Source organism: Crocosphaera watsonii WH 8501, from assembly GCF_000167195.1.
GTDB lineage: Bacteria > Cyanobacteriota > Cyanobacteriia > Cyanobacteriales > Microcystaceae > Crocosphaera > Crocosphaera watsonii.
This window is the reverse complement of the sequence record NZ_AADV02000138.1, coordinates 1-11,430: the sequence shown is the minus strand read 5'-3', so window position 1 is coordinate 11,430 and position 11,430 is coordinate 1. Positions and strand designations below refer to the sequence as shown.

Genomic DNA, 11,430 nt, shown 5'->3' with positions numbered 1-11,430 from the left:
TGCCCCCCCATTTACAAATGATTATCATTATCGTTCATTCTCAATAAGCTCTCTGGTTGCCGACAATTGTTTAGGGTCGGGTAACAGAGAAAAACCGCTCTGGACTTACTTTTCAACCTACTTGTCACCCCGTGAGGATTGAAAGTTCAATAATGGATAATTGATTAATTATCCATTATCCATTGATCATCAAGCGATCGCCTTAAAATCTAAGTAGTATATTCGGCGTTAATTTTGACGTAATCGTAGCTTAAATCACAACCCCAAGCGATACCATTACCGGAACCATTGCCAACACAAACGGTGATTAAAACCGTATCTTCTTCTAAATAAGCTCCTTGTGCAGCTTGTTTCATATAATTACTAGCGGCATTGCGATCGTACTCTAATGGTTGTCCGTTTTCCATCATCACATATTCCCCCAGTGTAATACGCAATTCTTCTTGACGAAACTTAACTCCAGCACGGCCAGCAGCACCAGCAATACGCCCCCAGTTGGGATCACGGCCAAAAATAGCAGACTTAACCAAAGAAGATCCCACAATGGTTTTAGCAATGCGTCTTGCAGAGGGATCATCCGGCGCACCAGATACTTGCACTTCCACTAAACAAGTAGCACCTTCTCCATCTCTGGCGATCGCCTTAGCCAAATGCTGACAAACCGCAGTTAACATCTGCTGCAAGGTTTGAGCATTTTTACTATTGAGATCGGTAATGGCCGGGGTGCGAGATTGACCATTAGCCAAAGCAATTAAACTATCATTGGTACTGGTATCCCCATCAACTGTAATCTGATTAAAACTTTCATTGGCTGCTTGGGTTAACATTTCTTGCCATAACCCAGTTGAAACCGCAGCATCACAGGTAACAAAAGCTAACATAGTAGCCATATCAGGATGAATCATCCCCGATCCCTTGGCAATACCCCCAACCCTGACGGGACGGTTATCGATCATGGTTTCTAGGGCGATTTCTTTGGTGACTAAATCTGTGGTAATAATGGCGTTGGCTGCTGCTTCGTTGCCATTTTCCCCTAAATTTTCTACTAATTGAGGAATTCCTGCTCGCAAGGGTTCCATTTTAATCCGTTGTCCGATCACCCCCGTAGAAGCCAAAAGAACCGCCTCTGGGGAGATATTTAAAGACTCGGCGACTAAATCGGCTGATTCTACCGCATCTTGCCAACCTTGTTTCCCTGTTCCGGCATTAGCTTGGCCCGCATTACAAAGGATGGCTTTAGCGATGGCCTTTTGTTGTAGTTTTTGACGACAATAATCAACACAAGCAGCCCTAACTTGAGAAGTGGTAAATACCCCGGCTGCGATCGCCTCTACTTCGGAGACAATTAAGGCTAAATCAGGTTTTCCTGACGGTTTTAAACCTGCTGCTATTCCCGATGCTTTAAACCCTTTGGGGGCCGTTATTCCCCCCGTAATTTCTACATAATCCATAGTTGACATCAATAAAAGTTTTCTCCTTTTCTCCAAGTGTTGCAGATAGGGTAAACGATTTAACTATCATTAATGATAGTATATTTATAATTTCTCATGGATCACCGCAACTATTAAAATTTTCCACATCTGGAGTTCTTTTAGAAACTGTTGATCTTAGTCAACCAGGGACTTATTTTGGTCTTGCTGTTGACAATACTCATACTATTTCTGTTCCTGAATCATCTAATCTTTGGGGATTAGGTATCTTTAGTTTATTGGGAATATTTGCTTTAAAAAGCCAGAAAAAATAGTTAATTATGACGACATGTTGCAGAAACGTTTTAGGGAACATTTCTACAAAGATGATAATGGATTGTTCTGAACTATTTTAGGTTAAATAGATTCTTTTTTCCTCACAAATGACAGTTCATTATTATCCTATTTAATCAGGTTTGAGGTTAAATAGATTCTTCGTTTCTCACCAATGATAGTTAAAGATAAACACTCTTTCCCGAAATAGCAGATTGATGAGCAGTTTCCCCAACTTTTAGGGCGTAAATACTGGATTCTGGTTTAATATATAGGGGTTTACTATCAAATAAATGATCTAATACCATCCTAGTATCTAAGGCAAATAAACCCCGACGACTTTCTAGCTCAATGGGTTCAGTTCCTTCTGAAGTTATTAATTTTCCTTCTATTCCTTCAAAAATGATTTTACCGGTCTCTCCGTATAATTCAAAGGTGCGATCGCTTGCTAAAAATATATCACCTTTACCATAAATCAAGTCCACAATCAAGCCATTTTTAAACAATAATTGAGCATCACATAAACAAGCATGATAATAGTTTTCTTTTTCTATGTCCCAATACTGATGATGACAATTTACACTCTTTACTTCTCCAAATAAATGAGTAAAACGGTGAATTCTTGGTAAAGCAGCTTTAAAAGGAAACCCAAATAATTGTTTATTAAATGTCCATTTAACAGGAGCAGGATCTTTTCTGTCAATTGTTTGATATCTTCCATAAAAAACCTTACCTATTCTTGGTAAATATTTCTGCACTGCTCTGTGCATTCCCCCTAAAATTTCAATATGTTCAATATGTAATAATTTTTCTTTTTTCTTAGCTAATTCCAATAATTCACTTGCTTCTTTATAGTCTAGGGATAAAGGATATTCGATAATGACATTTTTGTTATTTTCTAAAGCAAGTTTAGTGACTTTTCCGTGTAGATGGTTAGCGTTACAAATCACCACTAAATCTAAATTTTCATTCGTAACTAAATCTTGCCAATTTTCATAAGCTGAAACATCATAAGTTTGACAAAAATCAGCCACATTTTCAGGAGTGTATCCCGTCACACCATAAACCTGCGATCGCTCATCTTCAATAAACGTTTCGGCCCGTCGTTTCGCTGCGTACCCGGTACCGACAATACCAACTTGAATGGGACGAGAAAACTGAGAAACAAGAGACATCCTTAAATCTACCTGTAAATTACTTAATTCCATTATCTTACTTTGATAGGGGAGTAGGGGGAGATGGGGAGATGGGGAGACTGGGAGACTGGGAGACTGGGAGCAGAATATTAATATTATTTTTAGTCTTCCCACCCTTCCCTGTTACTGAGCGAAGTCGAAGTACACTCCCCACTTCCTACTCCCCACTTCCCACTTCCCATGGGAGACTGATCACTATATCTACTTAAGTCATCAATTACTGTTATAAATATAACTAATACTAATAAGTCCTAGTCTATATGATAAAAAATTGCAGGTTTATATGGGGTAAAGCACTATTAACCATAGCTTATAGACTATATACTCTTAAACAATTCTCGACTTCTTCTGCCCCATAAATACATAAGTAAAACTTATTTTAACTTTATTTAATAATCTCATTACTAATGCCTTGTTGACTAGAGGTGTTTTTATTTTATTATCAGATCAGAAGCTTATTTGTAGAGGCTTAAATGTTTAAGCCCAAAGGACTAACATCCACCATCCGATCACTTGATAAGAGGACACTTTAACATGGCAACTTACAAAGTTACATTAATAAACGAAGCAGAAGGAATCAACACCACCCTGGAAGTACCTGAAGATGAGTACATTCTCGATGTGGCAGAAGAACAAGGTATTGAGTTACCTTATTCTTGCCGTGCTGGTGCTTGTTCTAGCTGTGCTGGTAAAATCACTGCTGGTGGCGTAGATCAGGGTGATCAGTCTTTCTTAGATGACGATCAAATCGAAGCAGGATACGTTTTAACCTGTGTTGCTTATCCTACTTCTGATTGTACAATCGAGACTCATCAAGAAGAAGCACTGTATTAAATTTTCACTTTAAGTAGTTTCAGCACAGTATAGATAATTATCCTGACAAATTCTCCTTATTAAAGTCAACTAATCTATCTTATTGAACAAGAGGACACCACCATGGTAACTTATCAAGTTACTCTCATTAATGAAGCAGAAGGGATAAATGTAACCATTGAAGTCCCTGAAGATGAGTACATCCTAGATGTAGCAGAAGATCAAGGTATTGACTTACCTTACTCCTGTCGTGCTGGTGCCTGTTCTGCCTGTGCTGGTAAAGTTACTTCTGGTAGCGTAGATCAAGGTGATCAGTCTTTCTTAGATGATGAGCAAATCGAAGCAGGATATATTTTAACCTGTGTTGCTTATCCTACTTCTGATTGCACCATCGAAACTAACCACGAAGAATCATTATATTAAGTTCAGATATTTAATCGCAATACCTGAATTTTTTTTACAATTGGGGCAGGGACTGAGGATAACAGTCTCTGCTTTATTGTTTTGATTGTAGGGGATTTTTTCGATTGAGATGGCTTGTCGCAATTTTTTGTAACATTCGGTAGTTTAACTTACCTTGTTGATTTCGTGGTAATTTTTGAACTTGAATCCAATATTTGGGTTGTTTAACGGGACTTAATTTTTGCCTAATTGTATCTTTAATAAGATTAAGGTTAATTTTCTCATCTTGGGGTACATAGATAGCTGTTACAACTTCTCCCCATGTTTCGTCTGCCACTCCAATAATAGCAATATCTTCAACTAAATTAGTTTCTAAAATAATACTTTCAACTTCTTTAGGAAAAACATTTTCACCCCCTGTAATTATTGTTTGACTGTTTCTCCCTAGAATATATAAATAGTTTTCTTGATCAAAATAGCCTAAATCGTCAGTTATTAGATATTCCTGATATTCGTAGTTAGGATAATAGCCAAAATAAAGAGATTTTGCTTGTATTTTAATTAGTCTTTCTTGTATTAAACAAACGTGAGTATGGGGTAAAATTTCACCTGTACTCTGATTATTTTTAAGAAAATATTCTGGTTTTAAGGTGACAATCTGTGATGCTGTTTCTGTCATTCCATAGGTAGGAGAAAGGTTGATTTTATATTCTCTTGCTTTCATTAATAAAGAATTCCAGGGAGATGCACCTCCTAATAAAATAGTTTTAAATTGTTGTAAAAATTCTGGTTTAGTAGTTAATAAAAATTGTAGTTGTGTAGGAACCAATGAGATAAAATAATCGGCCAAGTTTAGGGATGGGAATATTCCTTTTTTTAGATCAGTATAAGGATAGATTATGAGTTTACCTTGGCTTAAAAAAGAGCGAATGAACTGCATTAAACCACTGACATGATGTAAAGGTAATAGACACAATGAGTTGACTTTTTCAAGATTAAAAAAATCAGTAAATCCTTGAACAGATGCTTCTAAAGTTTCCCAAGTATGAATAGCAAAGCGAATATTGCCTGATGTTCCTCCTGTGGGAATCATAATTAAGTTTTTCTTGGGCAATTGCCAATTATTTTGGTATTTTTCTAGATTATAATCAATATTTAATCCTAGTATTAAATGGGGTTTGCTTAAAGATAAAACTTCTTGCCATTCTTTTTCTTGCCATCTCCTATCACATAAAAAAACGTGGCAATCACTTATAATAGTAGCTAAAAAAGCAGCTAAAAATTCTAGATTCTCATTATTATTGTTAACTAAAATAATTCTAGGATTATTAATACTCTGTTTTAACTCTGTAAATTGTTTAATATAGTTTTGAATAAGTTGATAAAAATGTAGGGAATCATAGCCAATTATCCATTTTTCATTTAATCTAGCCGTAATAATATCTAAAATATTGTTCATATTTTTATCATCGTTTGATTGTCCAATAGTATCAATAGGTTTTAGTATTTTGTTCTAACAAATTAAGGTCAATATAATCTAGTTTAGCATAGGGTTCTAATGCGCTTAAAATTAGACTTCCATAACTACGATAATTCACTCTATTATCTAACAAAGCAACAATTCCTTGAGACTCTCTCAAGGGCATAACTGCTCGTTGTATTTCTGTCAAAGCAGTTGGTAAAAGATAAAAGCGAAACCAATCTTTATGTTGTCTTTTGTAGTAATTAACTTGAGCCGCAACCAAAGGATTTTCTAGGGAAGGAATAGGTAAGGTAGCAATAATTAATAACTGAGGATTAGGTAATTTACCTTGATTTTGATGCCAAAATTTCCAACCGCTAATCAAGATACTCTGCTCATCAATTGTTGTATTTTCAACCTTGACTTTTGAGCCAAACTCTGCTGCTAAAAAAGTAGCAACTTGAGCTTTTGTAGGAACATCATCAACAATAATAGTAATAGGTTTTAGGCTTTGATAGCAACTAAAAACAAGCTTTTTTACCTCTTCAATTAATATTTTATGAAATTCTGGAGTATTAGGCATTGGTAAGCGACCTCGAATATATAGATTAATTAATTCATTTTGACGATGGGGAAAGAATTTTAAACATAAAATATCTTGGTTTAAGCCAATATTTTGACGATAAATAGGAGCCATTTTTTGACTATCGATAAACCCTCCCATCAAAACAATGGTAGAATTATCTAAATGAGGAGATAAAATAGCAGAAACATCTAGAGGACTCGAATGAATAAAAAAAGTTTTCTCTTCCTGATTAATTGTTGCCCATAAAAGTTTATTATTATTGTCAAAAGATTGGGTGAAATTCTGTAATAAAGGATGGTGAGCAAAAGTATCACAGAGATGAGCTAAGCTTTCTATTTCTTCATGGTCTAGTAAACAACATTGATAGGGATTATTAGGGCGGCTTAAAATAGATTTTTCCAGGAATAATTTAACTTCTTGAATTAAATTACCAGAAGAAGAATATTGTTGTTGTAATTGCTGCCAATCATCAGGAGAAATGGTCAGAGTTAAATAATCTTTTGTCCATTCCTCTAAATAATCAGCTTGATCGATTAAGGTTAAAATATCATCAGGTAACTGACCTTGATTATTTAAGTGATCGCCTAACCAAACATCAGGAGAAAGCAACAATAATCCCTTAAAAGTTGTAAAATTAACCGATTGCTTTTGAGTAGCGATCGCTTTATTGGTGTTTAACCATCGCTGAAGATAAGGAATATCCTCTTCGATTAATTTTTGTTGAATATTGGAAGGCACTACTAATAAAATAGGGCGATCGCTCAATAAGCAAGGCATTAAATAACTTAACCCATAGCGAGAAAAAGTGCTTCCTGTTTGAATCAAAGCCGATCGATCCAAGCGTAAAGCGCGAGACACCAAACGGGCCATAGTTAAATGGTGGTCCCATAAAGGTTGTCCTTGGTGTCGTAAAAATTCTCGTAAAGAGATGTGAACTTCTGCTTCTAAGAGAGTCATAGGCAACATTTAAGATAGATATAGCACGAAACATTATGCTTAGGACGTTATAGAGATTTGTAATTTTCTGGGAACGAGAAGAAAAAAACAAATATCCCTTAACCAATTTTCGTACTGTCATAGCATTCACGCAATGATGACTATACCTGGGAGTTGATGAAATGATAAATTGATGATCATGTGAAATTAATTAAAGGATAACAAGCATGGCTCAAATTCAATTTTCTCGTGGTGTTTCAGAAACCGTCATTCCCGACATCCGTTTAACTCGTGGTAAAAAAGGAGACAGTGGTACTGCAACCTTTCGGTTTGACTCTCCTAAAATTTTTGATGCTCAGAGTACCGACGATATTACGGGAATGTATTTAGTGGATGAGGAAGGGGAGATCGTCACCAATGAAGTCAAAGGAAAATTTGTCAACGGAAAACCTACATCAATCGAAGCTTTTTTGATTATGAACTCTCAAGACGAATGGGATCGCTTTATGCGCTTCATGGAACGATATGGAAAAGAAAACGGGTTAGAGTTCGTTAAATCTTAGTTAAACAACCTGAGTTCGGAGTTCGGAGTTCGGAGTTCGGAGGCGCGAGTTTTTCCATGAGACAATCAGGGTTTGAGACTCTTGATGTAAATCAGTTGTCTATAAATTTCCTTATGTCGAACTCAGGTAAATAACTACAATGCAAAAAAATGGGTGAGCGTAACTCACCCTAACACTTGACTTAATCAGAGGAAAAACTAAGGTGCTAAAGCGTGACCTCTTAGTAAACTACCGATAGTTTTAGCGGTAATTTTCATTTGCACTAAGGGGTTAGCCGGGACAACGGTTTTGTAGAGATAACTATCAAAGGTCATCCGTTGTACATCCTTATCCGCACACATTTCTACAAACGCTTCACGGGTGGCATCGGTACGATAGAAGACCCTTTGTAGGATATCTAAGACTAGATAAGTCATACCATATTGCTTATCCCAACGTTTGAGATACACTTTTAAATCATCTTCCGTGGGAATGCGTTGACCAGCGTTACTCATTTCCACGATGGTTTCAGCACACATACGGGCTGATTTTGCCGCGAAATAGATACCTTCCCCAGAGGACTTGGTAACTGTTCCGGCAGCGTCTCCAACCAAGGCCACACGACCCACTACACGACGGGGACGGGGATGTTCTGGGATGGGATGAGCCTCTACTTTAATGATCTCACCACCTTCGAGTCTGCGGGCAGCACGGGCGCGTATTCCTGCTTGTAAACCTTTGATCATGTTTTTATTGACCTTCATGGTTCCTGTTCCCACAGCCACATGATCGTATTTGGGGAATACCCAAGCGTAGAAGTCGGGGGAAACATCTTTCCCTACATACATCTCTGCTAGGTCTTCATAGTAGGTCATTTTATCCTGGGGCAAGCGGATACGCTCTTGGAAGGCGATCGCATAATTATAGTCTCCAGCATCGATGGCCTTAGCAACCCGAGAGTTAGCACCATCAGCACCAATAACTAGATCGACTTCTAGGCTTTTCCTTTCTCCTACAGAGTTCCCGTTGGAATGATCCGCATAATGGAGAGTATAAGCACCCTCGCTTGTTTTGGGTATCTCTAGTTGATAAACCGTACCATTGATCAGGTTAGCCCCTAACCCAGCGGCCCGATCCCTTAGGAAGCCATCGAGAACTTCCCGACGACACATCCCAATATATTCGTCTTGGCGATCGAGGTTAATATCAACTTCTACGTTGGATGGGGAGATCATTTTCATCTTCCGCACCCGGCGATCGATAATTTCGGGGGGTAAATCAAATTCGCTTACCATACATAGGGGAATAGCACCCCCACAGGGTTTAGCGTTATCTAATTTTCTTTCAAATAAATATGTTTCTATGCCAGCTTTTGCTAATGTTTCGGCGGCGGAAGATCCGGCCGGCCCTGAACCGACAACAGCTACCCGTAAAACCAAGGCTATTCTCCTAATTTCCATAAAGGATTACGGATCGAATCGTATCATGGACGTTTCCCCTTAGGGAGTTAATTTGTAAAAATTCGTCAATTTTGCAACACAGCTTAACAAGTTCGTTACATTACTTCATAAAGTAGGAGAATAATTGCTCATCCTCAATAAGGTTCATTGAGAAATTTAGATACTTAACTTGTTAAAGAAAATAATAAGTAATAGGGTATGAGGGATTATTCACAGCTAAAATTACAAGGAGCATAGACTTATAGCTATGCCAACCATCACATTAAGGAGTTAACATTGTGGGTTACGCTGTTGTTGTCGATCCTAGTAATTTTCAGCAAGAAGTTATTGAAAATTCTTATAAAAAACCAGTAGTTATTGATTTTTCTGCCACTTGGTGTGGTCCTTGTAAACTATTAAAACCTATCCTAGAAAAATTACTCCAAGAATACGATTTTATTTTAGCAACTATTGATATTGATGCTCATCCTAACTTAGCTCAACAGTATAATGTAGAGGGGGTTCCTGATGTAAAAATTGCTTTTCAAGGTAAGATTAATCAGGGGTTTGTTGGAGTTTTATCAGAAGCAGAAATTAAGGACTTACTCAAACAATTTAATTTGACCTCTGAGTTAGAACAAAAAATTGCAGAAATGCACCAAACTATGGCAGAGAAGAATGTTCCCAAAGCAAAAGAAATCTTAGATGAATTGTTTGCTAAATATCCTGAACATCCTCAGCTAATTTTAGAAACAGTTAACTTTTTGATCCGTCTTAACCGTCTCGAAGATGCTGATAAAATGTTATCAACTATTGGTGCTGATCAAAAAGAGTATTATCCCAAAGCACAAGGTATTAAAAGTTTGATTGAGTTCAAAAAAATGGCTAGTATTGAGGGACAAAATGACTTAGAACAGCAATTTTCTCAAGGGGCAAAATATACATTGGGGGAAGAATACGAGGAGGCTTTAAAGTTGTTTTTGAATTTAGTTGAAAGCAACAGAGAATATAAAAATGACGGTGCAAGAAAAGCTATGATTTCTATCTTTAAATTACTGGGTAATACTCATCCATTAACTAAAAAATATCAACAAGAATTAACTATGACACTTTATTAATACTCATTTTAAGCCTGCAAGGGTAACTTGATAACCTTAGAAGCGCGAAAAAGGTAACTAGCTACAACATCCTTTCTGTCTTTATTTGAGCTACTTGGTTGCTCGTTAGTTACCTGCTTACCGAATAATTATTAATTATTAATTGTTCATTGTTAATTGCTGAAATTATGGGTGGTTATTTTTTACCGGATTTTTCTCCACCTCATCGATAGTGATTTTTTGTACTATCCCTGTGTTTTCCCTGTTTCAATTGAATATTAACCCTATCATTACTTATCAAAAAACGGCTCAACTGCCCATTGAAATCTATGTTCAGCCTGTCACTCAATTCATCACGAATAATTCTTCTTTATTACTCCCAGAGTGGCATATTGTGCCTAAAACTGCTGTTATTATTTTATTGTATTCTTTCATTCCTTTAGAGACAAGTAATCGTCAAGTTGAACTAGAAAAACAACGATTGAGAGAAGAATTTTTAACTTTGAGTAAAAGAATAAAAATAACTTTTCAAAAACAAGGAACATTAATTGCTATTATTGATCCGCAAGATGGAAAACCGATTAATTCCCCTGCTAGTCAACTTAGCTTTGATATAATTGCTGTGGTTCATCAGTTGCTCAATTTTAGTTTTTATCAAATACATGGTTGTAAAGTTTTAAATCATCCGATTCAACAAACAGCGATTTATCCTAGTCTTTTATTGTCTGATGTTGATATTACAATAACAAAGTCTTGGCTTTAACCTTTTTGATTATTATTTGTTAAGTGATTACACAAAATTCATTTAGCGAAAGTAATCTTAAATGTAATCACTTATAATACAAGAGTGTCAACACTTCCACTAAGCTCAGCGTTGATCCTTACAATATTAAAAGATTACCCACCACTAACAGGAGGAATAAAGACTAATTCATCTCCATCTTGTAATTTTGTATCGCTTTCCACAAATTGATAATTAATGGAAAAACGAGTAATACTTTGCCATTTTTTTAATTGAGAATGTTCCTCAATAACAAGAGACAAAACCTCACTAACGGTTGTTTCTGGGGTAAACTGTCGTATCAACTCAGGAATTCCATAAACCTCTTGATAAATAGCAAACAACTTAATAGTAACAGTGATAGAAGCTTCAGCCATGATAATAAACATTAAACTCTGGATATTTGTCTTCGAGAAAAGAAAGCCATGATTCTC

The 11,430-nt window shown here is 36.4% G+C and carries 12 protein-coding genes; 6 read left to right on the top strand and 6 right to left on the bottom strand.

What is annotated here, in order from left to right:
* Window positions 1–209 precede the first annotated feature (209 nt).
* Complete coding sequence (gene argJ, locus CWATDRAFT_RS25535) at window positions 210–1,460, bottom strand: bifunctional ornithine acetyltransferase/N-acetylglutamate synthase (protein WP_007307708.1); 1,251 nt, start codon at window positions 1,458–1,460, stop codon at window positions 210–212.
* On the opposite strand from argJ, the gene CWATDRAFT_RS37725 reads away from it, so the two are divergent.
* A complete protein-coding gene (locus CWATDRAFT_RS37725) occupies window positions 1,454–1,744 on the top strand; it encodes a hypothetical protein (protein ID WP_007313313.1) in 291 nt (96 codons plus the stop codon). The two genes, argJ and CWATDRAFT_RS37725, sit on opposite strands and share 7 nt — an antisense overlap.
* Before the next feature lie 180 nt (window positions 1,745–1,924).
* On the opposite strand, the gene CWATDRAFT_RS25530 is transcribed toward CWATDRAFT_RS37725, so the two are convergent.
* Window positions 1,925–2,950 (bottom strand): Gfo/Idh/MocA family protein, encoded by a 1,026-nt coding sequence (locus tag CWATDRAFT_RS25530; protein WP_081451013.1) that lies wholly within the window; start codon window positions 2,948–2,950, stop codon window positions 1,925–1,927.
* 522 nt (window positions 2,951–3,472) lie between these two features.
* Here CWATDRAFT_RS25530 and CWATDRAFT_RS25525 point away from each other — a divergent pair.
* Together CWATDRAFT_RS25525 and CWATDRAFT_RS25520 are read left to right on the top strand one after the other, a co-directional pair.
* Window positions 3,473–3,772: a ferredoxin gene (locus tag CWATDRAFT_RS25525; protein ID WP_007307709.1), complete on the top strand. Its 300-nt coding sequence runs from the start codon at window positions 3,473–3,475 to the stop codon at window positions 3,770–3,772.
* 102 nt (window positions 3,773–3,874) lie between these two features.
* Window positions 3,875–4,174: a ferredoxin gene (locus CWATDRAFT_RS25520; protein ID WP_007307710.1), complete on the top strand. Its 300-nt coding sequence runs from the start codon at window positions 3,875–3,877 to the stop codon at window positions 4,172–4,174.
* 73 nt (window positions 4,175–4,247) lie between these two features.
* Here the strand turns inward: CWATDRAFT_RS25520 and CWATDRAFT_RS25515 are convergent, their stop codons facing one another.
* On the bottom strand, window positions 4,248–5,612 hold the full coding sequence (locus tag CWATDRAFT_RS25515; protein WP_007307706.1) for a 2-succinylbenzoate--CoA ligase: 1,365 nt from the start codon (window positions 5,610–5,612) through the stop codon (window positions 4,248–4,250).
* 31 nt (window positions 5,613–5,643) lie between these two features.
* Window positions 5,644–7,158, bottom strand: coding sequence for a helicase C-terminal domain-containing protein (locus CWATDRAFT_RS25510; protein ID WP_042712400.1), 1,515 nt, complete (start codon window positions 7,156–7,158; stop codon window positions 5,644–5,646).
* Between the two features lie 206 nt (window positions 7,159–7,364).
* Between CWATDRAFT_RS25510 and psb28 the strand changes: the two genes are divergently transcribed.
* Window positions 7,365–7,700 carry a photosystem II reaction center protein Psb28 gene (gene psb28, locus CWATDRAFT_RS25505; RefSeq protein WP_007307711.1) on the top strand — a complete coding sequence of 112 codons (336 nt, stop codon included), beginning with the start codon at window positions 7,365–7,367 and terminating at the stop codon, window positions 7,698–7,700.
* 197 nt (window positions 7,701–7,897) lie between these two features.
* Here the strand turns inward: psb28 and chlP are convergent, their stop codons facing one another.
* Window positions 7,898–9,118 carry a geranylgeranyl reductase gene (gene chlP, locus CWATDRAFT_RS25500; RefSeq protein ID WP_007312783.1) on the bottom strand — a complete coding sequence of 407 codons (1,221 nt, stop codon included), beginning with the start codon at window positions 9,116–9,118 and terminating at the stop codon, window positions 7,898–7,900.
* A 299-nt stretch (window positions 9,119–9,417) separates the two neighbouring features.
* On the opposite strand from chlP, the gene CWATDRAFT_RS25495 reads away from it, so the two are divergent.
* Window positions 9,418–10,236 carry a tetratricopeptide repeat protein gene (locus CWATDRAFT_RS25495; RefSeq protein ID WP_007307712.1) on the top strand — a complete coding sequence of 273 codons (819 nt, stop codon included), beginning with the start codon at window positions 9,418–9,420 and terminating at the stop codon, window positions 10,234–10,236.
* 250 nt (window positions 10,237–10,486) lie between these two features.
* Window positions 10,487–10,978, top strand: a complete 492-nt coding sequence (locus CWATDRAFT_RS25490) for a methylmalonic aciduria and homocystinuria type D protein (RefSeq protein ID WP_007312781.1) — start codon at window positions 10,487–10,489, stop codon at window positions 10,976–10,978.
* 134 nt (window positions 10,979–11,112) lie between these two features.
* Here the strand turns inward: CWATDRAFT_RS25490 and CWATDRAFT_RS25485 are convergent, their stop codons facing one another.
* Window positions 11,113–11,385, bottom strand: coding sequence for a MoaD/ThiS family protein (locus CWATDRAFT_RS25485; RefSeq protein WP_042712398.1), 273 nt, complete (start codon window positions 11,383–11,385; stop codon window positions 11,113–11,115).
* Between the last annotated feature and the right edge of the window lie 45 nt (window positions 11,386–11,430).